The organism is Novosphingobium sp. UBA6272 (assembly GCF_002440635.1).
GTDB lineage: Bacteria > Pseudomonadota > Alphaproteobacteria > Sphingomonadales > Sphingomonadaceae > Novosphingobium.
The window spans coordinates 154,381-179,568 of sequence record NZ_DJUW01000002.1; the positions used below are offsets into that span (position 1 = coordinate 154,381).

Here is a 25,188-nt window from a genome sequence, read left to right on the forward strand (position 1 = left end):
GAATCACTAAGGGGTTACTGAACCGTCCTGCGCCTTGGTGTCAACGGTTCGTGTTGCCGCCGGCTTGGGGTCGGGGTTGTCGTTCCAGTCAAAGAACGAACCCTTTGCATTCCGGTAGTTGGTCTCGGGATCATAGAGCGTGCCGCCATCGAGCCCGAGATCGCGGGCTTCGGCCTTGCCCATCGCGGCCAGCAGGTTGAACCCGGCGACATAGGCATTTCGCTTGGCCGTGACCAGCTGGACCTGGGCGTTGAGCAGTTCGTTCTCGGCATTGAGGATGTCGAGAATCGTCCGGTTGCCGACCGAGTTTTCGGCGCGGACACCTTCCAGCCCCAACTCGGCCGCATCGACCGCGGTCTGCGAGCTGGCAATCAGCGATTGGGCCGCCTGCCACTGGGCATAGGCGGCGCGAACCGAAGCGATCACTTCGCGCTCGATTCCGATTTCCTGTTCCAGCGTTGCGCTTTCGCGGGCCTGGGCCAGACGCTTTTGCGCAGAGGGCAGCCCGCCCTGATACAGCGGCACTGTCGCCCTGACACCGACCGTGGTGTCGGTCGTGCTTTGCGCCGATCCCGGAATCTTGTTCGAGCCGAGGAAATCGTTGTAGCCGCTGCTGGCAAAGACCGAGACTTGCGGCAGACGCCGCGCGTTGGTTGCGGCGGTATCGTATCCGGCGGCGCGCGAGCGCTGCCGCGCGGCGATCAGATCGGGATTCGCATCAAGCGCGATCGCCACGGCTTCGTCGGCATTGCCCGGCAGGCCAACCAGCGGCGGCGGCGAGGCCAGGTTCTGCGGGGCCTTGCCTACCACCTGGATATAGCGTTCGCGTGCGGCGATCAGATTGGCTTCGGCGTTACGGGTCAGGCCTTGGGCCAGCGCCAGCCGGCTTTGCGACTGGGCCACATCGGTGCGGGTCAGATCGCCGATCTCGAACCGGTCCCGGGTGGCCTGCAGATTGACTTCCAGCCGCTGGACGTTGGCACGGTTCAGCTTGACCACGGCCTCGGCCAGAATCACGTCCATATAGACCGCAACGACCTGGCTGAACAAACCGCTTTCCACGCCGCGCAGGTCGGCCCGGCCGGCATCGACGCGGGTTTCGGCTGCGCGGACCGAGTTGCGAATTCCGCCGCCGGCATAAAGCGGCATGCCGAGGTTGAGCGAGGCATCAAGGTTGCGATCGGGCGCGAGCGGATTGCTGCTGCTGCCTTCGACAAATTCGCTGTAGGTCGCGGTACCGGATACCGACGGAAGCCCGGCAGAACGGGCAATCGGCACGCCCTCATCCACTGCGCGCTGCTGCGCCCGGGCGGCCTGCAACGTCGGGTTGGTGTTGTAAGCCATGACCAGCGCTTCGCGCAGATCGTCCGCCAGCACCGGGGCGGTGATCATCGCCAGCATCCCCGCAATCAGCGCTTGGCGCGCAATCCTTGAACCACTGGGACTAGCCATCCGGTCAGAAACTCCAAGCCTTGGGTGCGGCGAATTCGCGCAGCACCGGGAAACCCACGTCGGCGCTGGGGGCAAGAACCACCGCATCGCCTTGCTTCGTGCCAGCCGCGAGGCGGGTTACCCCGCGTTCGGCCAGACCCGCCACCACGCGCCCGCCATCGGCCAAGGCTTTCGCGAGATTTGCCGGAACCTGCGCAATCCCACCGTCGATCAGAATCAGCGTGAAGCTGCCGGCCGATTGCAGGGCCAGCGCCGCATTTGCATCCACGGTTTCGACCGACTGCACCAGAGGTTCGACCAATGCCGCCAGATAGCCGCTGTCGCTAACTACCAGCACCTTGTCGCCGGCTTGCGGGGCGGCATCGGCCAGCAGCATCGCCTGAGCCAGCGGAGCCGGTATTGCGCGGCCATTCGCGGCCGGTATTGCGCGGTCGATATAGGCATGGCCACGCGCTTCGACCGGAACGAAATCCTCTCGCGCAACGCGGGCAAAGCGGGCGAGCAACCAGTCCTGGTTGATTCCGGACACGCGCAGCTGGCTGTCGATCATCGCCCGGCGGGCAGTGGAAAGCGCATCGGACTGGGCGGAAATGGTTTCGGCGGCAAGGGTCATAGGGGCCTCTGGCAGGCTGTATTGCACAGACAATACAGTAACGCAATTCCTTCGCTCCTTAGGGGAACAGCCGCCAAGCGCCAAGTGCTTTGACGGCAGGGCATTAGCGGGCCTATGGGGCGGCAGAGACCCACTCCGAACCGACGAGGCACAGCATGGACATGGTGACGATCCGCGAGGAAGACCTGATCGAAAGCGTTGCCGACGCCCTGCAGTTCATCAGCTACTTCCACCCGATGGACTACATCCGCGCGCTTGGCGATGCCTATGAGGCCGAACAGGGCCCGGCCGCCAAGGATGCGATCGCCCAGATCCTCACCAACAGCCGCATGTGCGCCGAAGGCCATCGCCCGATTTGCCAGGACACCGGAATCGTCAACGTCTTCGTCGAATGGGGCCAGCAGTGCCGGCTCGATTCAAAGCTGTCGCTGCAGGACGTGGTCGATGAAGGGGTCCGCCGCGCCTACCTCCATCCGGAAAACAAGCTGCGCGCCTCGGTTCTGGCCGATCCCGCCTTCACCCGCCGCAACACCCGCGATAACACCCCTTGCGTGCTCCATGTCACCATGGTGCCGGGCAGCACGATTTCGATCGATGTCGCGGCCAAGGGCGGCGGGAGCGAGAACAAGTCCAAGTTCAAGATGATGAACCCCAGCGATAATATCGTCGACTGGGTGATCGAGATGCTGCCGCAGATGGGCGCCGGCTGGTGCCCGCCGGGCATGCTCGGGATCGGCATCGGCGGCACTGCCGAACATTGCATGCTGCTGGCCAAGCAGGCGCTGATGGAGCCGATCGACATGGCCCAGCTCAAGCAGCGCGGAGCGCAGACCGATATCGAGGCGATGCGGATCGAGATCTTCGACAAGGTCAACGCGCTGGGCATCGGGGCGCAGGGGCTGGGCGGGCTATCGACCATCCTCGACGTAAAGATCCTGGACGCGCCGTGTCATGCAGCGGGCAAGCCGGTTGCGATGATCCCCAATTGTGCAGCAACCCGTCACGCTCACTTCACGCTCGACGGATCGGGCCCGAGCTATCTGGAAAAGCCGAACCTGAACGATTGGCCCGATGTCCACTGGACCCCTGATAAGGCGGCCAAGCGCGTCGATCTCGACACGCTGACCGCTGAAGAGGTGCGCGGCTGGAAGCAGGGTGACCGGCTGCTGCTCAATGGCAAGATGCTGACCGGACGCGATGCCGCGCATAAGCGAATCCAGGACATGCGGGCCAATGGTGAGGCGCTGCCGGTCGATTTCAAGGGCCGTGCGATCTACTATGTCGGCCCGGTTGATCCGGTTCTGGGCGAGGTCGTCGGTCCGGCCGGCCCGACAACCGCCACCCGGATGGACAAGTTCACCGAGATGATGTGCGAGCTGGGCCTGCTGGTGATGATCGGCAAGGCCGAACGCGGGCAGGGCGCGACCGAGGTGATCGCCCGAAGCAAGACTGCCTACTTGATGGCGGTCGGCGGCGCGGCCTATCTGGTGTCGCGCGCGATCCGCGAGGCCAAGGTGGTCGCCTTCGAAGATCTCGGCATGGAAGCAATCTATGAATTCACGGTCGAAGACATGCCGGTGACCGTTGCGGTCGACAGCGAGGGCAACAATGTGCACCAGCTGGCCCCGCTGGTCTGGCGTGACAAGATCGCCAAGGAAGATCTGCTCGGTTGATCTATCGACCAAGGACCTTTGCGGTTCGACCAAACCGCTGGCCTTTGGCCCTTGAAGGTCGCTATCGCTGCCAGCCTGATGGAGCAATTCGACGTCCGACCAGACCGCGTGCCGACCCGTACGGTGCTGATCTCGATCGCCGGGATCTGGCTGTGCTATCTGGCGCTGATCACTCTGCGCAGCCTGCTGCTCGATCGCAGCTATTTCGTCGAGATGCTGGGCCTGCGCACCGTTGTGACCCTGGCCGGGATAACTGTCACCGCATTGGCTTGGCTGATCCTGCGGCTGTTCGACAATGCCCGGATCGGGATCCGGATGGGAGTGGCGCTGGTGGTGATGCTGCCAGCGGCACTCGGCCTCGCGATGATCAACCGTCAGGTTTTTTCCGGCCTTGACCAGAAGATGCTCGGCCAGCAGCGCAATCCGACCGAAGTCCAGATTCGCCACGACACTGCCGGCAACGTACTGGTCGATGTGCCCGATCCACCCAACCTGACCCCGGACCAGCTGGCTGCGCTGCAGAAGAAATTTGCCGAACAAGCGTTGTGGCGCCAGCTGACCGATATCGCAATCGGCCGCTACTTCCTGCTGCTGGCCTGGGCCGCGCTCTATTTCGCGATGGTCACCGCGCAGCAGGCCCGCGCTGCCGAACGGCGCGAGGGCGAGTACAAGCGCGCGGCCAAAGCGGCAGAGCTGCGGTCGCTGCGCTATCAGGTCAATCCGCACTTCCTGTTCAACACGCTCAATTCGCTTTCGGCGCTGGTAATGACCGGCAAGGGCCATCAGGCGGAGAAGATGATCCAGTCGCTGTCGAGCTTTTATCGCCGCAGTCTGGCCGAAGACCCGACCGGGGATGTTTCGCTCGATCAGGAAATGGCGCTCCAGCGCGCCTATCTGGAGATCGAGGCGGCCCGGTTTCCTGACCGGCTGATCACCCGGTTCGACATTCCCGAAGCGCTGGAAGATGCGCGGGTGCCGGGCATGATCCTGCAGCCACTGGTGGAGAACGCGGTCAAATATGCCGTTGCGCCAACCCGCCAGCCAGTGACCGTGACGATCGCCGCGCGCGAGGAATATGGCAGGCTGGTGATCGAAGTCAGCGACAATGGCCCGGGTGTACCGAAAGGCGAAAAGTCCGGGTTCGGTATCGGTCTCGCCAATGTCCATGATCGGATCGAGGCACGTTATGGCCAGGATGCAAGCCTTGCCGCCGGCCCCGATCAACAGGGAGGCTGGCATGCCTTGCTGCGCATGCCGCTGGAACGCCATGCTGGATAATTCTGCCCCCAAGCCGCTGCGTACCCTGATCGTCGATGACGAGCCGCTGGCGCTGGAGCGAATGACGATGATCTGCCGGGATATCCCTGCGATCGAAGTTGCCGGAACCGCTCAGGATGGTGCTGCCGCACTGCGCCAGATCGGGGCGCTGGCCCCCGACCTGGTCCTGCTCGACATGACCATGCCCGAGCTGGACGGGCTGGCGGTTGCCCGGGCGCTTACCCGGCAGGAAGATGCCCCGGCGGTGATTTTCGTCACCGCGCATGACAATTTCGCGGTTGAGGCCTTCGATCTTGAAGCGGTCGACTATGTCTTGAAGCCGGTCACGCCCGACCGGCTTGAACGCGCGGTGGTTCGCGCGATCGCCCGGCGTGGCCAGCGCGCCGCCGGCGGAGGCAATTGGCTCAGCGAATTCTGGGTTCCATACCGTTCCGAATTACTGCGAATCTCGGCCGAGGACGTCGACCGGATCGATGCCGAGCGTGACTATGTCCGGCTCCATGTCGGACAGAAAGAGGGTGCCAGCCGGTCCTACCTGCTGCTGCAGACCGTCTCCGGGCTCGAGGCGCGGCTTGATCCGGAACGCTTCATCCGCCTGCACCGTTCCACCATCCTGCGGCGCGACCGGATTAAGGGCCTGCGCCACGACGGACTGGGAGTCTGGTCGGCGGAGCTGGAGGATGGCAGCCTGGTGCGGATCGGGCGAACCTATCTCGCCAAGGCCAAGGCCATGGCCGGGCGCTAAAGCCGGTTCACCGTTCTACAATCGTGAAAGTGGGCCCGGGAGCGGGGACTGGGTGCCCCCGGGCCATTTGCGCTGCTTCAAGCCGGGAGAGCAGCGGTAACCTGGGCGCGGACGTCGACCTTGCAGCGATTGTGCTTGGCGCGATCGGCAAGCCGGCTGGCCACCGGTGTGATTTCGCAGACACGGCGTGCAGCGCTTTCGATTCGGCGGTCGAGTTCAGCCTGACCGGCCGCGCTGCGGAGGTTGAGATCGGCGTAGCGGACCTTGGCGGTATCGGCCTGAGCCACGCCCGCGCCGAGCAGGGTAAGGGCAATGGTGGATGCGAGAAACCGGGTCATGGCAATTCTCCTTGTCAGACTTTGCTGCGGCGCTTGGGTTGGGGGACTGAGTGGGGGTGGCGCCGATCTTTGGGATAGGGCTATCCCAATCAGGCGCCAGCGCAGCTCGATTTGCGGCCGCATTAGCCGGACGAAGGATCAACCGGCTCGACGAACCGCCGACGGGGCCCGCCGAGTGTATTGCATGAATAATACACATCGATTCGCGTGCTGGCCTTGCGCGCCGACTTGGCTATGAGGGGGTGATGGGTCTGTTCCTCGCCTTTTTGTTCGGCGTCGGCAATTTCGCCGCGCACCGCGCCGTGCTGAACAGCGACCACCCGATGCTGGCTCGGGCGCCGTGGCTATTCCAAATGATGGGCGGTCGCTTCAGCCTGGCGCTTGAATTCATCATGCTGCTCGGCGCGATGCTTATGATAGCGCAGGGTTCGACAAGCTGGGCTTGGATCTATGCGTTCTATTCGGCGGTCAATCTTGGTGCAGCCTGGCTGATCGTGACCAAGCGGATCTGATCCTTTTGGCCCTGACCCTGTTCCACATCAGCGACCTGCATTTTGGACGAGAAGATCGCGTGGCGCTCGATTGGGTCAGCGCGGCGATCGCGGCGGAACAGCCTGATGCGGTGCTGATCACCGGCGATCTGACGATGCGTGCCCGCCACCGCGAATTCGAGGCCGCCTGCGCCTGGATTGGCGGGCTGGGTGTGCCGACGACGGTCGAGGTTGGCAATCACGACCTGCCCTATTTCAACCTGCTTGAGCGATTCACCCGGCCCTATCGCCGTTACCGCGCGATCGAGCGGTTGATCGAGCGCGAGCTTGATTTCCCGGGCTTTGCCGTGGTTCCGCTCAAGACCACCACGCGCGCGCAGCCGCGCTGGCCGTGGGTCGAAGGTTGGGTTCGGCCTGCAGCGCTGGCCCAGACCCTCGCTGCAATCGATGCCTTGCCGCGCGACACGCAGATCGTCGTCACCGCGCATCACCCGCTGCTGGAACGTGCGCCGAGTGGGCGGCGGCTGACCATTAATGGCGAGGCGGCGATGGCTGCGCTGGCCGGGCGCAAGGTTGCCGCCGTTCTCACGGGTCATGTCCACGATCCGTTCGACCTGGTCCAGGAAACCGCGGCAGGTCCGCTGCGGATGATCGGAGCTGGGACGCTATCGACCCGGCTGCGTTCTTCCCCGGCGAGCTACAACCGGATCGTGATCGGACCGCAAGGCATCGCGGTCACCGCCCGTAACCGGGCGCATCAGTCTACCGCAGCAGTCCAGGTCGATAAAGTTCCGACCGGCCCGCTGCCAGGCGAATCTGCCAGCTTGCTGCTTGGCTGATCCGGCCGAGGCCGGCACAAATGAAAAGGGGCCGACCTTGCGGCCGGCCCCTCTTGAATTTCCGGCCGAAGCCGAACGCCTTAGCGCTTCGAGAACTGGAAGCTGCGGCGCGCCTTGGCCCGGCCGTACTTCTTGCGCTCAACCACGCGGCTGTCGCGGGTCAGGTAACCGGCGGCCTTGACGACCCCGCGCAGAGCGGGCTCGAACTTGGTCAGCGCGGTGGCGATGCCGTGCTTGACTGCGCCGGCCTGGCCCGAAAGCCCGCCGCCCTTGACGGTCGCGACAACGTCGTACTGACCGGCCCGGTCAGCAACCTGGAACGGCTGGTCGATCACCAGGCGCAGGGTCGGACGGGCGAAGTAGACTTCCTGATCGCGGCCGTTGACGATGACCTTGCCGGTGCCCGGCTTGATCCAGACGCGGGCGACCGCGTCCTTGCGGCGACCGGTGGCATAGGCGCGGCCCTGGGCGTCGACTATCTTGTCGCGCAGCGGCATGGTCGGCGCAGCGGGAGCTGCCGGGGTTTCGGCGATGGCGCCGAGATCGGCGAGATCGGTGACGGTTTCTTCAGACATTACGCGCCCACCTTGTTCTTGCGGTTCATGGCAGCAACATCGAGCGGCTGCGGCTGGGTACCACCGTGCGGATGCTCGGTGCCGGCGTAGAGGTGCAGGGCGCGCATCTGCGCGCGGCCCAGCGGACCACGCGGAATCATGCGTTCCACGGCCTTTTCAAGCACGCGTTCGGGGAAGCGGCCGGCCAGAACCTTGTCTGCAGTCACTTCCTTGATGCCGCCGGCATAGCCGGTATGCTTGTAATAGGTCTGCTGCTTGAGCTTGTTGCCGGTGAACTTGACCTTGTCGGCGTTGATCACGACGACGTGATCGCCGCAATCGACGTGCGGGGTGAAGCTCGGCTTGTGCTTGCCGCGCAGATGGTTGGCGATGACCACGGCGAGACGGCCGACCACCAGACCTTCGGCATCGATCAGATGCCACTTCTTTTCCACCTCGGCCGGTTTGATGGACCGGGTGACCTTGCTGAGCGCCTTCATGGCTGGATAATCCCTTGGCTGTTGCCGCGAATCCGGCCAGCCGGGCCCGCGGGAAGGCGGCCCATTCGTTCAATTGTTTGGTAAAGTCAAGTTTTCCGCGGCTCTTCGAAGAGGTAAAATAGTACCGTTACGAGTTCGACAAGGTCCAAACCTCACGCGAAACCTTGACGGTCCCTTCAAGTCTGGTCGTAATGATCCGCTCAACCTGCCGGGCGAGGCCTCCTGGCATCAGGCCTTCTGCATGGATTCGAATCTCCACTTCACCTTGGCCGCCATCGGGAAGTGGAACCTTGCGCGTCTCAATGTGCTCACGAAGACCTGGGTTGAAAAGCTCCTTGGGCCAGGCCGAAGTGCCGGCCGCTGCCGAAACCTGCTTCAGCAGCGCAGTCCCTTCCATCTTGGTTGTGGCTGCAATCGGTGCCCGGTCAATCAATTGCGCACCGACGGCGACCGTCTTGCGACGCACATCTTGATCTATGGGCGCGCCCATTGAGCGGATGATTCCGCGCGAATCAAGTTGCGCCGGAAACAGACCGTTGTCGGGCCGCTTGCGTTCAATCTCGGCAAGCCCGGCAAGCAGTTCGGGAGCCTCAACATCGGCACCGATCAATTCGCCATCCAGTCGATAACCATCACCGTCAGGCGTAAAGCGAATCGAATATCGCCGCGTCACCACGATCTGCTTGCCGCCCGAAAGCGACCGGTAAAGCACACGGGTCAAGGTGAGTGCGGTACTTGGCGGCGCGAAGCGGCTGGCTGCAGTTTCCGCCAAAGCCGAACCGGTATGAACCGTTGCCAGCGCCGGAATCAAAGCAGCAGCGCCAGCCAGAAAGAGTGCCCGTCTGCTCATGCGCCCGCTCCAGACACAATCAACTTACGCGCAGCAAGGCAGGGGTGCGTTTGGCCAAGCTGCAGCACGGCGCGATTGAACATCGCGGCGTCGATCTTGAGAAACACGCCCTTCTCCTTCTTGGCACCAGCTATATTGGCGCAGGCAAGTGGCGTTTCGTCAAGCATTTCTACGGATATTGTGTCCAATTTGGTACAGTTCAAGACGCGTAAGACCTGCCCCGAATTCGGTAAAAATACTTTGCCAATCATTATGTTGACCGCCCCAAACGGTGCACACCCCAGACTGTCGAGGCTAGAACAAGCGCTCCCACCAACTGGTGAAGCGCAGCCAGCCAGATGGCCATCCCGCTCCAAACTGTGGCAATTCCCAGCATGATCTGGGTCCCGAAGGCCGTGTGAATCGCGATCGAAGCGCGGCGGTCCATCTTCCGCACACGGCGAGCCAACCAAATCAACAGCGCTACAACCACCCAGGCCCACCAGCGGTGAACAAAGTGCACCAGATAGGGGTCATAAATCGCCGCATGCAGCGCGCCTGAATCGCCTGCGATCCCGGCGGGAACCAGGCGCCCCTGCATCAGCGGCCAGGCATCCCACGAAAACCACCCGCTGCCGGCGACATAGCCGGCGCGCAGCCCTGCAACCAGGGCACCGTAGAACAATTGCAGCGCAAGCCCGGCCAGTGCTGCGGCGCCGAAACCTGTCAGCCTCGCGCGCCCTTCACCCCTGGCCAGAGCCCGCAGATCAAGCGCGGTCCAGACCAGCAGCGCCAACGTCGTGAGCGCCAGCGAGAGGTGCGTTGCCAGCCGCAAGTGGCTGACCTTGACGTCCTGAGTCAACCCGGACTTGACCATCCACCAGCCCACAGCACCCTGCAGTCCGCCCAGCGTGAGCAGGCCGAGCAGCCGCCAGCCATAGCCCAGCGGGATCGCGCGGCGCAGCCAGTACCAGACTAGCGGCACGGCAAAGGCCAGCCCGATCACCCGGCCAAGCAGGCGGTGAAACCATTCCCAGAAATAGATTTCCTTGAAGCCCGCCAAGGTCATCCCGGCCGGCCCATTGACCTCGGTATATTGGGGAATGCGCTGATAGGCCTCGAATTCCGCCTGCCACTGCGCTTCGCTGAGCGGCGGCAGGGTCCCGGTAATCGGTTTCCATTCGGTAATTGAAAGGCCGGATTCGGTAAGCCGGGTGATTCCGCCAACCACCACCATCAGGACGACTAGTCCGGCCACGAACAAAAGCCAGCGTGCCAGGGCAAGCGGACGGGCGGTCGATGCGGTTTGCATGGCCGCGCATTTGCTGATGTCGGCGGCAAAGCGCAAGCCTGATCCGACGAACGGCGTGGCAACCTTCCCCTTTGGGCTTGAAGGATGTTACACCGTCACATACATGGGCCACGCAATGCGTGACGCTCTCGTCTTGATTCGCAACCGGTTGGACCGGGCAGGAGTGATCCTGTCGGGGCTCTGTGCCCTGCACTGCATTGCCGGGCTGCTGCTGGTTGCCGGGCTGGGTCTTGGCGGCGAATTCATCTTCGCCCCGGCAATTCACCGCATCGGTCTGGCTCTGGCGATTGTTGTCGGCGGCATCACTCTGGTGATGGGCGTGGTCCGCCATGGCGACCCCCGGCCCCTGCAGGTCGGCGCCGCCGGATTGGGCCTGATGATCGCCGCGCTGGTGATGGGGCACAACTCGGCCGAAGCCCTGCTGACCATTGCCGGGGTCTCGCTGCTCGCCTGGGCGCATCTTCGCAACTTGCGGCTTTCCCACTGATCGCTATTTGGCTGGGGCATGACAGCCCAGCTTTCCATCATCCTGAATGGCGAATCGCACCGCGCCGCGCCTGGCTCGATCGCCGATCTGGTCCGCAGCCTCGAACTTGATCCCACCAAGGTCGCAGTCGAGCGCAATGGCGATATCGTCGCGCGCTCGACTCTGAACGCTGTGGCGTTGGCCGAGGGCGACGTGCTGGAGATCGTCCATTTCGTAGGCGGTGGTCAGGGGGATGATACCTGGACCGTCGCGGGCCGGACTTTCCGCTCGCGGCTGATCGTCGGAACCGGCAAATACAAGGACTTCGAGCAGAACGCGGCCGCGGTCGAAGCTTCGGGCGCTGAGATCGTCACGGTCGCGGTGCGCCGGGTCAACGTCAGCGATCCCAAGGCCCCGATGCTGACCGATTTCATCGATCCCAGGAAGATCACCTACCTGCCCAACACCGCCGGCTGTTTCACCGCCGAGGATGCGATCCGCACCTTGCGGTTGGCGCGCGAGGCGGGGGGCTGGGACCTGGTCAAGCTGGAAGTGCTGGGCGAGGCCCGCACGCTCTATCCCGATATGCGTGAGACGCTGAAGGCCTGCGAAGTGCTTGCGAACGAGGGCTTCCTGCCGATGGTCTACTGCACCGACGATCCAATCGCGGCCAAGCAGCTCGAAAGTGCGGGGGCGGTGGCGGTGATGCCGCTGGGAGCGCCGATCGGCTCGGGGCTGGGAATACAGAACCGGGTGACGATCCGCCTGATCGTCGAGGGCGCAAGCGTGCCGGTGCTGGTCGATGCCGGGGTCGGCACGGCAAGCGATGCCGCCGTGGCGATGGAACTGGGCTGCGACGGGGTGCTGATGAACACCGCGATCGCCGAAGCAAAGGATCCGCTGCGCATGGCCCGGGCGATGAAGCTGGCGGTCGAGGCTGGGCGCCACGCCTATCTGTCCGGACGGATGGCGACCCGCAAATATGCCGATCCGTCGAGCCCGCTGGCCGGGCTGATCTAACCGGCTTTGCGCAGCCGGATCATCACGAAACGCGATTCGCCGCCTTCATAGCCGCGCCCTTCGCCGGTCTCGGTCTCGATCCGGTCCCAATCGCCGGCTGCGGTGTACCAGGCCCGAATCTGGTCTTCGCTGGGATAATTGTAATAGCGTCCCAGCCGGTCGCGACCCTCGCTCCCACCGCTCTTGTAAGTTGCGGCATGCCAGCCGCCGGGTTTCAACGCCCGCCAGATTCGCACCAGCACATCGGGCAGCCCCGCGCGCGGGACATGCAGCAGCGAATAGGCCGCGATCACTCCGTCGTAGCGCTCTGCGGCATCGAGTTCGCCGAACCGCATTACCCGCACGGCCCGACCCAGCCGCGCCTCGGCCTGGGCGGCCATTTCGGGCACGCCATCGGTCGGCTCGACCTGAAAGCCCAACGCTTCCATATGCGCCGCATCGCGCCCCGATCCGCAGCCCAGCTCGAGAATCGAGGCGCCCGCAGGCAGCTTCTCCAGAAAGGGATCAAGGTGGCGTCCGATTCCGCCTGGGCCGCTTGCGGCATAGTCCGGCGCTTCGCGGGCGTAGAATTCCAGCGTGGCGGGATCGAAGCTGGTCATGGCGAATTCCGGCAGGGCGTTTGGGTAGCAACCCCTAGTGTCACGGAAAGCGTCTGGAAGCCATCGTGGTTAACGGGATGATAACCAAGTTCTGGTGATCTCGGTGCCGAACCAAACGGGGCAAGATCATGGCCAATACCGGTACCGCATCGCTGACCATCGCCGAACTGCGCGAATTCGCCGGCTTCACCGCCTGCGAGCAGCGCTATATCAAACGCAGCCTCGATGTCGGGCTGGGGCGCCAGGATGCTTTCAAACTGTGGGCCCGCGATGCCGCGGAAACGACTTCGATCCGCAGCCAGTACGTGGTCTATCAGGAACTCAAGGGCCTGCGCGGCAAGGTCCCCGCTGAAACCGGGTTTGAAGCGCTGGAACAGTTCATGGGCAAGCTGATCCGGATCGCCGCTTTCGATCTGGCCCAGGAGCGGCTGACCTGCTTCTCAGCGTTCCGCTTTCTTTATGAGCGACTGCTTGGTCCGGAAGCCCGTCCGTTCTTGCCCAGCGCCTTTTGCGCGGCCAGCGCGCTGCCGCAAATCCGCCCCGAGCGGCGCAAGCATTTGCTGCAATCGATCAGCGAAGCAGCCGCAACCGCCCCGGGTTGGTCGGCGCGCGCACCTTCATTCTTCCCGGAATGGATCGAAAAAGAGGCGGCTTGAGCGCTTGAACGGGCATTCAGGCAATTTTCAGAATCGACAAGTACGGATTTAGCGGGCAAACCCCGCCTCGCTCGCCACCGGCGGGCAAGGGTTAACACAAGGGGATTCCCACATGAAGAAGATTGCTCTGTTCGCCGCCGTTGCGGCTGGCTCGCTCGCCCTCGCTGCTTGCGGTGGCGAAAAGAAGGAAGAAGCTGCTGCCACCACCGAAGAAACCGCTGCCGCAACCGACGCTTCGGCTGCTGCTTCGGAAGGCGCTGAAGCCGCTTCGACCGACGCTGCTGCTGCTTCGAGCGAAGAAGCCAAGTAAGCGCTAACGCGTTTGCGAATAAGGGCTGGGCCGGCGGGTGTGGACCACTGCCGGCCCGGCCCTTTTCATGTCCGGGGCAGATTCGCGTCGATTGCCGCGCGAATCGTAACCCCAAATCAACCATTGCCCGCATATCCCCTGTCCTGGCAAAGTTGCCGGGGGAGCCCTTGTGTCCACCATTGTCCTCGATGGAGTGAACGAAGAGGCCTTTCGCCGCTCGATCGAGAGCCGGCTGAGGCAAGGGCTTGATCGCGACGCGGTCGAGCGTCTGCGCGCACTGCTGGCACCCTTTGCCGGCCCGGATAAGATCCTCCCCGAACGGTTCCTGACTGTCCATTCCGCCGAACTGATCCTCAACGGCTGGGACCGCCTGGCCGAGGCTGTGGCCCGGCATGATCGTGAGGGCTGGCCGATCACCGCGCTTTCGATCGCCTTCGGCTGGCCGGGCGAGGAAGTGCCGGTTCCCGATGCCGACGGGCGGCTCAGCCCGCTGATCGAAACCGCGTTCTTCACCGACGAAGCCTATCCCTTTTCGCGCAGCGCGCGTGAGGATCTGCTCGAAGGCTATTCCTACCACGGCTGCACATGGTCGGACGAGAGCGTCGCGACCGAGACCTGCCTGCGGCTGGACGGGATCGACGATCTGCATGGCGCACTGGCCTTGCTTGAAGCTCGCCTGCTTGCCAGCGAAGAGCCCGACGAGGAAGAAATCCGCGCCGGTTCGCTGGGCGCCTGCCTGCTTTCGGCACTGTTGTTCCAGGCCGTGGCGGCGCAGATCGAACGGGCCGGACTGCCTCGGCCGCTTTGCGTGCTGTCCGGCAGCAACGGGGTCTATCCCTATTTCGACGCGCCCGTTGCCGGCATGCCGGCCGAACTGCTCGGTGCCGATGAAGAGGACGAGCCCGCGCTAAGCCAGGTTCCCGGGCCGCGCTACAGCAGCCTGCTGGTCACCGGCATTCCGCGCGCGCGCAAACGCGCCGTTCTGGTGCTCGAGGAGAGCGACGAGGACAAGGCGCTGCGCACCGCTGACCTGCGCAACCTGGCGCACCGCGAAGAGGGTGCCCCGGCTGCGCCGATCGCTCCGCTATCCGCAGCCGAACCGCAGACACCCGGCGAAGGCGGGATCATCCCGCGCGCCGATGGTCCGCTGCTGGCGAAGAAGGAACCGCACAAGGCCTGGGACTTCCGCGACATGCTGTCGCCCCGCGATGCGCCTGCGGATCAGCCGTCCCTGCCGCCCGAGGATCTGGGCGATGCGCATGCTGCGGTACCGGAATTGCCGCAAGGGCTGGCAGAACCGTTGCCCACCGAGCCGGACATGCCGCCGCAGTCCTTGCCCGAAAGGATGGCATCACTGTCCGGGGCTTCGTTCCCGCGCATCCCGCGCCTGCCTCGCACCCCGCCGCCCGAACCCGGATTTTCGCTGCTGGATGAAACGGTGGCGGAGCGCCTTGAGAAGCTGGTCGCGCCTGAGCCTGCACCGGAAGCGCCCGCTGAAACGCCGCGCGAGGCTGCGACAGAACCGGCACCGGCCGGCTTCGCGGCGCCCATCGACACCCCGGCCTGGCCACTCGGCATCGGTTGGCTCGAAGACATCGCGGCGGATCCCGGGCAGCTCGACACGACCCCGGTCGAAGAAGAACCAAAGGGTCTGCTCGCCAGATTGCGCCGCTGGATCAGCCGGCGATAAGAACTGAGGCCATCACGTGATGGCCGACCAGATCCCCTGAACCTTCTTGACGACGCTGGCGAAGAGATAGGCGACAACGGTCAGGCCCAGCGCGAGGTGCCCGCGCAGCTTGATCCACCGGGCATGGTAGATCGCGCCCTTCGCCAAAGCTTCGAAGTATTCCTCACGCATGTCGGCAATCGGCTGCGACAGGACGTTTTCGAAGGCTTTTTTCGAGAACGCGAACCGCAGGATCAATACAGCCAGCGTGCCGGGCGCCGGTTTGATGATCTGGCGACCCGAGAAGAACGAGGCGAACGAGAGGAGGGCCCCAAATGCCTTGTGGTCAATGTAATCCAGCATTGAGATGGCAAGATCTCCCAACGAACTGGCAGACATGAGCTTCCTGGCTGCGCGCAGTTCAGCTTCGCGGACCAGTATCTGCAGTTCGTTGATCCGTTCAATCTCAGCGATTTGACGTATTTGCCTAGGGTCCGCAGCTTCGATTTGAATCTCGAAACTAATCGCCCGCTGCCACTCCTCCGACGGATCAAGCATCTCCAACGGCGGACTCTTGTCGAGTTCTTCAGGCATAGGAAGCCGCCCCCCAATTCATCTGGCCGCCGCTGGCGGCAAACTCCCAGGCGTTGAGCGCGCGCTGGCCCGCCCCGGTAATCTGGTACAGCCGCCGCGGCATGCCCGGATCGCGCGGGTCCTTTTCAGAGCGGGACTTGATCAGCCCCTTTTCTTCCATCCGATTCAGCGTGACGTAGATCGTGCCACGTTTCAGGCGACCGGCACTTTCCTTAATCATCTCAAGGCCATACATCTCACTTTTGGCCAGCAAAAGCTTCAGGACGATGGATTCGATTCCGGTCGGGAATGGCGATTTGCTCACGGGCGAATGTCCTAGAAGTGAAATCCAGGAAATGAGTCTTACAACGTGTAAGACTCATCGTCAAGCGGGTGGCGGATTGTGGTAGCCGCCCGCCTCGCTCATCCCTTGTAAAGCGCGTCGAGCCGCTCGCCATAGCGTGCTTTCAGCTTGTGGCGCCGGATCGACTGTTTGGGGGTAAGTTCCTCGTTGTCGATCGTGAAGGGTTCATCCGCGAAGGTGAACTGGCGGACCTTCTCGATCACCGAGAGGTCCTGGTTGACCCGGTCAAGTGCGGCGCGCACCGCCGAGCGGAAGGCGGGAAGGGCCTGCAAGGCCTTCATGTTGAACTTTTCGCCATTGGCCTGGGCCCATTCAATCGCCCATTCGGGATCGGGCACGACCAGCCCGACCACATAGGGGCGGCGATCGCCGACCACCATCGCCTGGGCGATCTCGGGCTGCAAGGTAAGCAGGCCTTCGACCCGCGCGGGCGAAATGTTGTCGCCCTTGTCGTTGACGATCATGTCCTTCTTGCGGTCGGTGATCATCAACCGCCCGGCCTCGTCGAGATGGCCGATATCGCCGGTATGCAGCCACCCGTTCTGCAGCGCCTTGTCGGTTTCGGCCTGATTGCGCCAGTAGCCGTGCATCACCAGTTCGCCGCGCACGAGGATTTCGCCATCCTCGGCGATCTTCAGCTCGACCCCGTGAAGCGGCGGGCCGACGGTGTCCATCTTGAGGCCTGCCCGGGGCCGGTTGCATGAAATCACCGGGCCAGCCTCGGTCTGGCCATAGCCCTGCAGCATGGTCAGCCCCATCGATTCGAAAAAAACGCCCACTTCGGGGCTGAGCGGTGCGCCGCCCGAAACCATCGCCTTCATCCGCCCGCCAAAGCGGGCGCGGATCTTGGGGCGCAGGGTCTTCTCCAGGATTATGTCCATCGGCTTGTCGCGCCAGCGGCCGCGGCCGGCGGCCTTCTTCGCGCCGATCCCCATCGCCCGGTCCATCAGGTAGTTGGCGACCTTGCCCTGCTTTTCGACCTGCTTCATGATCCGCGCGCGCAGCACTTCGAACAGCCGCGGGACCACCACCATCACCGTCGGGCGGGTCTCCTCGATATTGCTGGCTAACTTCTCGAGCCCCTCGGCGTAATAGATCTGTGCGCCGACCGAGACCGGCAGCATCTGCCCGCCGGTGTGCTCATAGGCGTGGCTCAGTGGCAGGAACGAGAGGAAGGCGTCGTCATCGTCGAGCCCGAAATCCTCGTTCAACACCCGCGCCGCGCCATCGGCGTTCATCAGGATCGCGCCATGATGCTGCATCACCCCGCGCGGCGCCCCGCCGGTGCCGCTGGTGTAAATCAGGCAAGCGGTATCCTGCCGCCCGATCTTCGCGATCCGGGCATTGACTGCCGCCCGCGCCGGCGCACCGTCGCCGACGATCAGCTTCTGCCAGTCATGATATTCGAAGTTGCTCGCCTGGGCGATCTTGAGCGGCTCGATCCCGATCACATGCTTGGCATGGCCGGTGCGGAGCAGCGCTCCGATCAGCGGTTTGGACAGCTTGTCATTGGCGACGATTACCGCGCTCGCGCCCGAATCCTCCAGGATGTGCTGGTGATCGCGTTCGGTATTGGTGACATAGGCCGGAACGGTGATGCAGCCCGCCGCCATGATTGCGAAATCGGCGATGCACCATTCGGGGCGGTTTTCGGACACCAGCATTACCCGGTCACCGTCTTTCAGCCCCATCGCGCGGAGCGATTCGGCCAGGCAGCAGACCTGCCGCGCCGCCTCGGCCCAGCTGATCGCTTGCCACTTGCCGCCATGCTTGGCCCACAGGAACGGTGCCTCGCCCTTGGCGTCGGCCCGTTTGAGCAACAGTTCGACCAGATTGCCGGTCTCCGGCAGGTCCGATATATCAACCACGCGCACCGCCCCTTTCGCAGTACATCCTTGTCCCGTCAGTTTCGATAGGCGGGCTTTGTCCTAGCGGCAAGATGTCCGCGGCTTAGTCACCCATGCCTATTCGGTACGGCCTATTCCGAAACCGCCTTGCCCTCGCTGCGCGGATCGGCACCGCCCCAGGCCTGGCTGCCGCGCAGTTCGATCGCATTGGCTTTTAGCGGCAGCGCGCGCGGCTGCACTTCGGCGTGGCCCAGCGCCTTCAGCGCCGGGATCATCGCCTCGAGCGAGGAGCCCTGCTCGACAAAGACGATTTCGGTGCCCGGCGCGAAGATCACTGGCAGGGCCAGCGCATCCTGCACCGACAGGTCCCAGTCGATCACCCCGATCACCCCGCGGATCACCTGGGCCGGGATCGTTACTCCGCCGGCCGCGCCGATCACCAGCTTGAGCCGCCCATCGGGTCCGAACACCAGCGTCGGGGTCATCGAGCTGCGCGGGCGTTTGCCCCCTTCGACCCGGTTGGCGACCTGGCGGCCGTCCAGCTCGGGGTTCATGTCGAAATCGGTCAGCTCGTTGTTGAGATAATAGCCCCCGGCGATGATCCCCGAACCGAATGGGCTTTCGATCGTCGAGGTATAGGACACCGCATTGCCGGCCCGGTCGACCACCGAAAAGTGCGAGGTGCCGTATTCGGCCAGCTGCTCGGAGGTGGCGAAGGACAGCGTCTCCCCGCCCGGCGGCGTTCCGGCCACGGCCTTGGTGATCGACTTGCCCGGATCGATCAGCGCCGAACGCGCGGCAAGGTACTTGCGGTCGATCATCCCCGCGACCGGGACCGGCACGAAATCGGCATCGGCGGCATAGCGGGCACGGTCGGCATAGGCGAGCCGCTGGCTCTCTGCGATCAGGTGCCAGGCGACCGGATTGTCCTTGCCCAGCGCTTTCAGGTCGAACCGTTCAAGCTGGATCAGCGTGGCGATCAGCGTGGTCGCGCCCGAACTTGGCGGACCCATCGAGCAGACCCGGTAACCGCGATAGGTCCCGCAGACCGGGGCCCGGTCCTTGGCGGCATAGGCGGCCAGATCGGCCTCGGTCATCGGCGCCGGATTGACCGGGGCCAGGGTGACCTTGCCGACGATATCGCGGGCATTGGCGCCCGAATAGAACGCCTTGGCGCCTTGCGTCGCGAAGGATTCAAGCGAAGCGGCCAGGGCCGGATTCCTGACCAGGGTACCGACTGGGAGCGGCTGGCCATCGGCCCCGAAGAACATCGCCCGCCCCTCGGCAGTGAAGCCGGCGGTGCGAGCATTGCTCTTGAGCATGCCGTAAAGCCGCGGCGTGATCACGAAGCCGTCGCGGGCCAGCTTGATCGCCGGGGCGAACAGTGCGGCCCAGGGCAGGCGCCCATGCGCCGAATGGGCTCGTGCGGCGAGCGCGATATTGCCGGGCACGCCGACACTGGTCCCACCGGGCACGGCTTCCTGAAATTTCAGCAGCTTGCCGTCCTTGTAGAACCAGTGCGGATGAGCCGCCGCCGGGGCCTTCTCGCGCCCGTCAATCGTTTCGACCGTCCCGCGGGCATTGGTGGTGACGTAAAGCCCGCCGCCGCCGATCCCGCTGCTTTGCGGCTCCACCACGGTCAGCGCGATCATCGTCGCGATTGCCGCATCGGTGGCGCTGCCGCCCTGGCGCAGCATCTCGGCCCCGGCCTCCGCCGCGCGCGGATCGGCGGCGCTGACCATGCCCTTTTCATAAAGCGAAGCGGCCGGCGGCCTGGTGGATGACGGGGCAGTGGCGCAGCTGGACAGGGCCAGCGCGGCTGCGATCGGGAACAGGGTGCGCAGGTTCATCCGCGCAGTGCTATTCGCTTCCAACCGCCTCGGCAATGGTGGCGAAGCCGTCGCGCTGCATCAGCCGTTCCAATCCGCGCACGATCGTCCGCGCGATGCCCGGTCCGGCATAGGCCATGGCGCTGTAAAGCTGGACCAGGCTGGCCCCGGCGCGGATCCGTTCCCAGGCGTCTTCGGCACTGGCGATGCCACCGACTCCGATCAGCGGCACCTGGCCGCCGGTCGCCTTGCGGAAATCGCGCACGCGCTGCAGCGCCAGCGGCTTGAGCGGCGCGCCCGACAGGCCGCCTGCCTCGCCGACCTGAGCCGAACGCAGCGGCGGGCGTGAGATCGTGGTATTCGAAACGATCAGCGCACCGAGCTGCTTTTCGATCGCGATCCGGGCGATCGCCTCCACATCGGCAGGCTCCAGATCGGGCGCGACCTTCAGGAACACCGGCACCTTGGCGCCCCCACGCGCTTCGATCACCGCATCGAGCAGGGCGGTCAGCGCGCCTTCATCCTGCAGCGCGCGCAGGCCGGGGGTGTTGGGGCTGGATACGTTGACCGCCAGATAGCTTGCCAAGGGAGCCATCAGCCGGGCCATAGTGGCATAGTCGGCAATGCGGTCAGCCGAATCCTTGTTGGCACCAATATTTATCCCGACGATCCCAGGGCGGCCATGGCGCCGCGCCAGCCGCTCGACCGCCGCCTGCGCGCCGCCATTGTTGAAGCCCATCCGGTTGATCACCGCGCGGTCCTCGGCCAAACGGAAAAGCCGCGGTTTCGGGTTGCCGGGCTGGGGCAGGGGCGTGATCGAGCCGACCTCGGCAAAACCGAAGCCCAGGCCCAGCAATGCATCGGGAACTTCGCCGTCCTTGTCGAACCCGGCGGCCATGCCGAGCGGGTTGGGAAAGCGCAGGCCAGCCACTTCGATCGCCAGCGGGCCATCGGCGCGGTTGGTTCCGGTCAGCGGCAAGGCCTTCAACGCGGCCAGCGAAAGGCCGTGGGCCGATTCGGGATCGATCAGAAACAGGGCGGGGCGAAACAGCGAATAGAGCATGGCCGCGCCTATGGCAGCGGCGGCTTTGACTGTCGATTCCGGAGGACGCCGAATCGAGTCGTCACCGTCTGAAAAGGCGGAATTCCGCCGATTATGTCCGAAACATCCAACTTCTGAGGCAAATTTGTCGATTCCATACAATCCCTTCGCTGCCGGTATACGTATGCAGCTCATGCGACCCGAAGGACTCGTGGCATTCTGCACCGAGATCCTAACTTCAAAAGCGGCTCCCCGGTTTGACCAGGGAGTCGCTTCTTTTTTGCGCCACGCACAGGCGTTGCAAGCCTTGGTCGATGGGCCTAGGGGAAACCGGAACGAATCACTCCGATTTAACCGGGAGCCCTGCCCATGCGCCTCTCCAGCATGGCCGACTATGCCGTGGTGACCATGACCGCTGCCGCCAAGCACTGCGGTGGCGCGCGCGTCTCTGCGACCCAGCTGGCCGAAGAGACCGGCCTGCCGGCACCGACCGTGCAGAAGCTGGTCAGCCGCCTGACCGCTGCCGGCCTGCTGCGCAGCGCGCGCGGGGCGGGCGGGGGCCTAAAGCTGGCGCGTCCGGCTGCGGCGATCACTCTCGCCGATATCATCGAGGCAGTCGAAGGCCCGATCGCGCTGACCGCCTGTGTCGATAATGGCAAGCACGATTGCGGGATGGAGCAGGCTTGCTCGGTCAAGCCGCACTGGCCGGTGGTCAATGCCGCGATGCGCGGCGCGCTGGCCGGCGTATCGCTGACCCAGCTGACGGGAGCCGCCCAGTGAGCGAGGCGGTAAAGGATCAGGCCGCACGCGATGCGGCCGCCAAGGTGGCCGATTACGAGCACGGCTGGTCGGCCGATATCGAAACCGATTTTGCCCCCAAGGGCCTCGACGAATCGACTGTCCGGTTCATCTCAGCCAAGAAGAACGAGCCCGAATGGATGCTCGACTGGCGGCTCAAGGCGTTCCGGCACTGGCAGACCATGCCGATGCCCGACTGGGCCATGCTCAATGTTCCGCCGATCGACTACCAGGACGCCTATTACTACGCCGCGCCGCGGGCCAAGCCCAAGCTGGCCAGCCTTGACGAGGTCGATCCCGATATCCTCGAGGTTTACAAGAAGCTCGGCATTCCGCTCGAAGAGCAGAAGGTGCTCGCCGGGGTCGAAGGCGCGCGCAAGGTGGCGGTCGATGCGGTGTTCGATTCGGTCAGCGTCGCCACCACCTTCCGCGAGGAGCTCAAGAAAGCCGGGGTGATCTTCCTCTCGATCAGCGAGGCGATCCGCGAATACCCGGACCTCGTGAAAAAGTGGCTCGGCAAGGTCGTGCCGGTCCATGACAACTTCTTCGCCGCATTGAACTGCGCGGTCTTTTCCGACGGGACCTTCGTCTACATCCCCGAGGGGGTGCGCTGCCCGATGGAGCTCTCCACCTATTTCCGGATCAACGCCGAGAATACCGGGCAGTTCGAACGCACCCTGATCATTGCCGAAAAGGGCAGCTACGTTTCCTACCTGGAGGGCTGCACCGCGCCGATGCGCGATGAAAATCAGCTCCACGCCGCCGTGGTCGAACTGGTCGCGCTCGACGATGCCGAGATCAAGTATTCGACTGTGCAGAACTGGTATCCCGGCAACGCCGAGGGGCTGGGCGGGATCTACAATTTCGTCACCAAGCGCGCGCTGTGCCAGGGCAAGCGCAGCAAGGTCAGCTGGACCCAGGTCGAAACCGGCTCGGCGATCACCTGGAAGTACCCCAGCTGTGTCTTGAACGGCGAAGACAGCGTGGGCGAATTCTACTCGGTCGCGGTGACCAACAATTTCCAGCAGGCCGATACCGGCACCAAGATGATCCACAACGGCAAGGGCACCCGCTCGACGATCATTTCGAAGGGCATTTCGGCCGGCAAGAGCCAGAACACCTATCGCGGGCTGGTCCGCGTCGCCCCGGGCGCGGAAGGCGTGCGCAATTTCACCCAGTGCGATTCGCTGCTGCTGGGCAAGGACTGCGGCGCACATACCGTGCCCTATATCGAAGTGCGTAACCCTAGCGCGCAGATCGAGCACGAAGCGACCACCTCGAAAATCTCTGACGACCAGCTGTTCTACGCGATGCAGCGCGGACTCGATCAGGAAGCGGCGGTGGCGCTGATCGTCAACGGCTTCGCCAAGGAAGTGCTGCAGCAGCTGCCGATGGAGTTTGCGGTCGAGGCGCAGAAGCTGCTGGGGATTTCGCTTGAGGGGAGCGTGGGGTGATGAAGATTCCCGTCAAGCGTGGCGATATCGTCGATGTCGATCTCAGCGGAGCGCAAGGTGTTGAAAAGAAGAATGATAATCGCTCAGGCGGAAGGCCATGCTTGGTAGTCCAGAATGATCAAGGGAACAAGTTCTCTCCCATGACGATCATAGTGCCTTTGACTGATGCCAAGCAAAACAAGCTTTTGCCGGTACAAGTGGCAGTCACTGCGGCAGAGCTAGGATTCCGGGGCGCAAAGGACTCTGTTGTCGAGTGCGGACATGTTCGAACAATTGATGGAGATGCCAGAGTTCGAAAGTTTTTGGGGCACCTAGATGATGCAGCGATGGATCGGGTTGATCAGGCCCTCGCAGTAAGTGTTGGATTGAAATGACCAAGAAAACCCTCACCGTCCGCCCGCTTGATGAGCGCGAGGCCCCAGAACTGCAGAAGCGCGGGCGTGGCTGGGCGATTTCGGACCAGCGGCTCGACAAGATCCACGATCAGGCCCGGCGCAACAAGATGGAGCCGACCGAGGCGCAGAAGCTGCTCGGCGCGAAGCTGAACGAGGCCAATCTCGGCAAGTTCAAGCTGACCCGCCAGCAGGTGATCGGCTCGGCGATCGTCGATTTCGCCTGCAACCCGCTCAAGATCGCGGTGTCGATCGACGAGGGCGGCGATCCCGCGCTCATCGCCCGGCGCGACAAGAGCCTTGAGGCGGTCGGCGTCAAGCTGCTGCGCTTTGCCGCCGCACGAGTGTTGGACGAACCCGATACCGTGGTCGCCGAGATCCTCGCCGCGATGAAAGCCAGCTACGACGAACGCGGCCGGGCCCGGCGCCAAAGTTACCCGAGCCGGGGAGAGCGGCGGTGAAGCAGCTTGCCACTTTCCTGGTCGCAACCCTTGCGTTCGGCGCGGCCTCGGCCGGCGCCAACGAGCCGCTGACTTACGACCAGGCGATCAGCCGGCTGCGGGCCTGCGCCACGGCCGGGGCGACGAATGCGCCCCGCGGCAGCCTGCGCGAGGCGGTGGTCGCCGTGCGGTCGCTGTGCCGCCCGCAGATTGACCGGGTCTTTGATGCCACGGATGAGCGCATAGCTGCAGACAATCCGGACGCGTCCGCCGAGCTTCTTGGCGAGCTGCGCACCAAGGCGCGGCGCAAGATCGACCGCGATCTCGCCGTGCTCGTTTCGACTCAGACAGGACTGGCACAGTAATGCTGACAATCACCGATCTTCACGCCACCGTCGCCGACAAGCCGATTCTCAAGGGCCTGTCGCTGACCATCAATGCCGGCGAAGTCCACGCGATCATGGGCCCCAACGGCGCGGGCAAATCGACCCTGGGCTATGTCCTGGGCGGGCGGCCCGGTTACGAAGTGACCGGCGGATCGGTGCAATTTGCCGGGCAGGACCTGCTCGCGCTGGAACCGCACGAACGCGCTGCCGCCGGGCTGTTCCTGGGCTTCCAGTACCCGGTCGAGATACCCGGCGTGTCCTTCGTCCAGTTCCTGCGCGAAAGCCTCAACGCCCAGCGCGCCGCGCGGGATGAGGCGCCGCTCTCGGGCGGGGAATTCCTCAAGCTCGCGCGCGAAAAGGCGGCGCTGCTCAAGATGGACATCGAGATGCTCAAGCGCCCGGTCAACCTGGGCTTCTCGGGCGGCGAGAAGAAGCGCGCCGAGATGGTCCAGATGGGCATCCTCGGTCCGAAACTGGCAATCCTCGACGAAACCGATTCGGGCCTCGACATCGATGCGCTGCGGATCGTGGGTGACGGGATCAATGCGGTAATGCGCGCGCCGGACAAGGCAGTGCTGCTGATCACCCATTACCAGCGCCTGCTCGATTACGTGAAGCCGGACTTCGTCCACGTTCTGGCCGGCGGGCGGATCGTGCGCACCGGCGGGCCGGAACTGGCGCTCGAGCTTGAAGAGCATGGCTATGAGGCGGTGGCGTGA

At 64.1% G+C, this 25,188-nt stretch carries 30 protein-coding genes; 16 read left to right on the top strand and 14 right to left on the bottom strand.

The genetic code is table 11. The annotated features are described in order from the left end of the window. Positions 1 to 6: 6 nt before the first annotated feature. Both B2V17_RS01455 and B2V17_RS01460 read right to left on the bottom strand, forming a co-directional pair. Positions 7 to 1,452 carry a TolC family outer membrane protein gene (locus B2V17_RS01455; RefSeq protein WP_292994425.1) on the bottom strand — a complete coding sequence of 482 codons (1,446 nt, stop codon included), beginning with the start codon at positions 1,450 to 1,452 and terminating at the stop codon, positions 7 to 9. A gap of 4 nt (positions 1,453 to 1,456) precedes the next feature. Continuing rightward, a complete protein-coding gene (locus B2V17_RS01460; RefSeq protein ID WP_292994427.1) occupies positions 1,457 to 2,065 on the bottom strand; it encodes a protein-L-isoaspartate O-methyltransferase family protein in 609 nt (202 codons plus the stop codon). A gap of 161 nt (positions 2,066 to 2,226) precedes the next feature. On the opposite strand from B2V17_RS01460, the gene B2V17_RS01465 reads away from it, so the two are divergent. From B2V17_RS01465 to B2V17_RS01475, 3 genes are read left to right on the top strand one after another with little or no spacing between them, the layout of a single operon-like run. After that, on the top strand, positions 2,227 to 3,738 hold the full coding sequence (locus B2V17_RS01465; protein ID WP_292994762.1) for a fumarate hydratase: 1,512 nt from the start codon (positions 2,227 to 2,229) through the stop codon (positions 3,736 to 3,738). A gap of 51 nt (positions 3,739 to 3,789) precedes the next feature. Continuing rightward, a complete protein-coding gene (locus tag B2V17_RS01470; RefSeq protein ID WP_292994429.1) occupies positions 3,790 to 5,016 on the top strand; it encodes a sensor histidine kinase in 1,227 nt (408 codons plus the stop codon). Continuing rightward, a complete protein-coding gene (locus B2V17_RS01475; RefSeq protein ID WP_292994431.1) occupies positions 5,006 to 5,761 on the top strand; it encodes a LytR/AlgR family response regulator transcription factor in 756 nt (251 codons plus the stop codon). Before B2V17_RS01470 ends, B2V17_RS01475 begins: the two co-directional genes overlap by 11 nt. Positions 5,762 to 5,838: 77 nt before the next feature. Here B2V17_RS01475 and B2V17_RS01480 read toward each other — a convergent pair whose 3' ends face one another. Further along, positions 5,839 to 6,099: a UrcA family protein gene (locus tag B2V17_RS01480; protein ID WP_292994433.1), complete on the bottom strand. Its 261-nt coding sequence runs from the start codon at positions 6,097 to 6,099 to the stop codon at positions 5,839 to 5,841. A gap of 245 nt (positions 6,100 to 6,344) precedes the next feature. Between B2V17_RS01480 and B2V17_RS01485 the strand changes: the two genes are divergently transcribed. Together B2V17_RS01485 and B2V17_RS01490 are read left to right on the top strand one after the other, a co-directional pair. Next, positions 6,345 to 6,611, top strand: a complete 267-nt coding sequence (locus B2V17_RS01485; protein WP_292994435.1) for a hypothetical protein — start codon at positions 6,345 to 6,347, stop codon at positions 6,609 to 6,611. Between the two features lie 5 nt (positions 6,612 to 6,616). Next, positions 6,617 to 7,429, top strand: a complete 813-nt coding sequence (locus B2V17_RS01490) for a metallophosphoesterase family protein (protein WP_414690741.1) — start codon at positions 6,617 to 6,619, stop codon at positions 7,427 to 7,429. A gap of 80 nt (positions 7,430 to 7,509) precedes the next feature. Here B2V17_RS01490 and rpsI read toward each other — a convergent pair whose 3' ends face one another. The 5 genes from rpsI to B2V17_RS01515 form a co-directional block, all read right to left on the bottom strand. After that, positions 7,510 to 8,004 (bottom strand): 30S ribosomal protein S9, encoded by a 495-nt coding sequence (gene rpsI / locus B2V17_RS01495; protein ID WP_292994437.1) that lies wholly within the window; start codon positions 8,002 to 8,004, stop codon positions 7,510 to 7,512. After that, positions 8,004 to 8,483 carry a 50S ribosomal protein L13 gene (gene rplM / locus B2V17_RS01500; RefSeq protein ID WP_292994439.1) on the bottom strand — a complete coding sequence of 160 codons (480 nt, stop codon included), beginning with the start codon at positions 8,481 to 8,483 and terminating at the stop codon, positions 8,004 to 8,006. The genes rpsI and rplM overlap by 1 nt, the downstream gene beginning before the upstream one ends. A gap of 127 nt (positions 8,484 to 8,610) precedes the next feature. Next, the gene (locus B2V17_RS01505) at positions 8,611 to 9,333 is read right to left on the bottom strand and encodes a hypothetical protein (protein WP_292994441.1); all 723 of its coding nucleotides are present in this window, start codon (positions 9,331 to 9,333) and stop codon (positions 8,611 to 8,613) included. After that, positions 9,330 to 9,500 carry a hypothetical protein gene (locus tag B2V17_RS01510; RefSeq protein ID WP_292994443.1) on the bottom strand — a complete coding sequence of 57 codons (171 nt, stop codon included), beginning with the start codon at positions 9,498 to 9,500 and terminating at the stop codon, positions 9,330 to 9,332. Before B2V17_RS01510 ends, B2V17_RS01505 begins: the two co-directional genes overlap by 4 nt. An 83-nt stretch (positions 9,501 to 9,583) precedes the next feature. Next, positions 9,584 to 10,624, bottom strand: a complete 1,041-nt coding sequence (locus B2V17_RS01515) for a COX15/CtaA family protein (RefSeq protein WP_292994445.1) — start codon at positions 10,622 to 10,624, stop codon at positions 9,584 to 9,586. Between the two features lie 115 nt (positions 10,625 to 10,739). On the opposite strand from B2V17_RS01515, the gene B2V17_RS01520 reads away from it, so the two are divergent. Together B2V17_RS01520 and thiS are read left to right on the top strand one after the other, a co-directional pair. Beyond that, the gene (locus tag B2V17_RS01520) at positions 10,740 to 11,111 is read left to right on the top strand and encodes a MerC domain-containing protein (protein ID WP_292994447.1); all 372 of its coding nucleotides are present in this window, start codon (positions 10,740 to 10,742) and stop codon (positions 11,109 to 11,111) included. Between the two features lie 18 nt (positions 11,112 to 11,129). Further along, positions 11,130 to 12,110 (top strand): sulfur carrier protein ThiS, encoded by a 981-nt coding sequence (gene thiS, locus B2V17_RS01525; RefSeq protein ID WP_292994449.1) that lies wholly within the window; start codon positions 11,130 to 11,132, stop codon positions 12,108 to 12,110. Here thiS and B2V17_RS01530 read toward each other — a convergent pair. Continuing rightward, positions 12,107 to 12,709, bottom strand: coding sequence for a class I SAM-dependent methyltransferase (locus tag B2V17_RS01530; RefSeq protein ID WP_292994451.1), 603 nt, complete (start codon positions 12,707 to 12,709; stop codon positions 12,107 to 12,109). The two genes, thiS and B2V17_RS01530, sit on opposite strands and share 4 nt — an antisense overlap. A gap of 128 nt (positions 12,710 to 12,837) precedes the next feature. On the opposite strand from B2V17_RS01530, the gene B2V17_RS01535 reads away from it, so the two are divergent. The 3 genes from B2V17_RS01535 (at position 12,838) to B2V17_RS01545 (ending at position 15,365) form a co-directional block, all read left to right on the top strand. Beyond that, complete coding sequence (locus B2V17_RS01535; RefSeq protein ID WP_292994453.1) at positions 12,838 to 13,365, top strand: hypothetical protein; 528 nt, start codon at positions 12,838 to 12,840, stop codon at positions 13,363 to 13,365. Between the two features lie 112 nt (positions 13,366 to 13,477). Further along, positions 13,478 to 13,675, top strand: a complete 198-nt coding sequence (locus tag B2V17_RS01540; RefSeq protein ID WP_292994455.1) for a hypothetical protein — start codon at positions 13,478 to 13,480, stop codon at positions 13,673 to 13,675. A gap of 169 nt (positions 13,676 to 13,844) precedes the next feature. Further along, positions 13,845 to 15,365, top strand: coding sequence for a hypothetical protein (locus tag B2V17_RS01545; RefSeq protein ID WP_292994457.1), 1,521 nt, complete (start codon positions 13,845 to 13,847; stop codon positions 15,363 to 15,365). Positions 15,366 to 15,377: 12 nt separating this feature from the next. Here the strand turns inward: B2V17_RS01545 and B2V17_RS01550 are convergent, their stop codons facing one another. From B2V17_RS01550 to B2V17_RS01570, 5 genes are all read right to left on the bottom strand, one after another. Beyond that, on the bottom strand, positions 15,378 to 15,938 hold the full coding sequence (locus B2V17_RS01550; RefSeq protein WP_292994459.1) for a hypothetical protein: 561 nt from the start codon (positions 15,936 to 15,938) through the stop codon (positions 15,378 to 15,380). Beyond that, positions 15,931 to 16,242 (bottom strand): PadR family transcriptional regulator, encoded by a 312-nt coding sequence (locus tag B2V17_RS01555; RefSeq protein WP_292994461.1) that lies wholly within the window; start codon positions 16,240 to 16,242, stop codon positions 15,931 to 15,933. The genes B2V17_RS01550 and B2V17_RS01555 overlap by 8 nt, the downstream gene beginning before the upstream one ends. A 98-nt stretch (positions 16,243 to 16,340) precedes the next feature. Further along, a complete protein-coding gene (locus tag B2V17_RS01560) occupies positions 16,341 to 18,149 on the bottom strand; it encodes an AMP-dependent synthetase/ligase (RefSeq protein ID WP_292994463.1) in 1,809 nt (602 codons plus the stop codon). Positions 18,150 to 18,259: 110 nt separating this feature from the next. Continuing rightward, on the bottom strand, positions 18,260 to 19,978 hold the full coding sequence (ggt, locus tag B2V17_RS01565; RefSeq protein ID WP_292994465.1) for a gamma-glutamyltransferase: 1,719 nt from the start codon (positions 19,976 to 19,978) through the stop codon (positions 18,260 to 18,262). 10 nt (positions 19,979 to 19,988) lie between these two features. After that, positions 19,989 to 21,020, bottom strand: a complete 1,032-nt coding sequence (locus B2V17_RS01570) for a quinone-dependent dihydroorotate dehydrogenase (RefSeq protein WP_292994467.1) — start codon at positions 21,018 to 21,020, stop codon at positions 19,989 to 19,991. 348 nt (positions 21,021 to 21,368) lie between these two features. Here B2V17_RS01570 and B2V17_RS01575 point away from each other — a divergent pair, with 348 nt between their 5' ends. From B2V17_RS01575 to sufC, 6 genes are read left to right on the top strand one after another with little or no spacing between them, the layout of a single operon-like run. Further along, positions 21,369 to 21,779 (top strand): SUF system Fe-S cluster assembly regulator, encoded by a 411-nt coding sequence (locus B2V17_RS01575; protein WP_292994469.1) that lies wholly within the window; start codon positions 21,369 to 21,371, stop codon positions 21,777 to 21,779. Further along, positions 21,776 to 23,251 carry a Fe-S cluster assembly protein SufB gene (gene sufB, locus B2V17_RS01580; protein WP_292994471.1) on the top strand — a complete coding sequence of 492 codons (1,476 nt, stop codon included), beginning with the start codon at positions 21,776 to 21,778 and terminating at the stop codon, positions 23,249 to 23,251. Before B2V17_RS01575 ends, sufB begins: the two co-directional genes overlap by 4 nt. Next, complete coding sequence (locus B2V17_RS01585; RefSeq protein ID WP_292994473.1) at positions 23,251 to 23,625, top strand: type II toxin-antitoxin system PemK/MazF family toxin; 375 nt, start codon at positions 23,251 to 23,253, stop codon at positions 23,623 to 23,625. Before sufB ends, B2V17_RS01585 begins: the two co-directional genes overlap by 1 nt. Continuing rightward, the gene (locus tag B2V17_RS01590) at positions 23,622 to 24,104 is read left to right on the top strand and encodes a DUF559 domain-containing protein (RefSeq protein ID WP_292994475.1); all 483 of its coding nucleotides are present in this window, start codon (positions 23,622 to 23,624) and stop codon (positions 24,102 to 24,104) included. Before B2V17_RS01585 ends, B2V17_RS01590 begins: the two co-directional genes overlap by 4 nt. Beyond that, positions 24,101 to 24,448, top strand: a complete 348-nt coding sequence (locus tag B2V17_RS01595; protein ID WP_292994477.1) for a hypothetical protein — start codon at positions 24,101 to 24,103, stop codon at positions 24,446 to 24,448. The genes B2V17_RS01590 and B2V17_RS01595 overlap by 4 nt, the downstream gene beginning before the upstream one ends. Beyond that, positions 24,448 to 25,188, top strand: a complete 741-nt coding sequence (gene sufC, locus B2V17_RS01600) for a Fe-S cluster assembly ATPase SufC (protein WP_292994479.1) — start codon at positions 24,448 to 24,450, stop codon at positions 25,186 to 25,188. Before B2V17_RS01595 ends, sufC begins: the two co-directional genes overlap by 1 nt.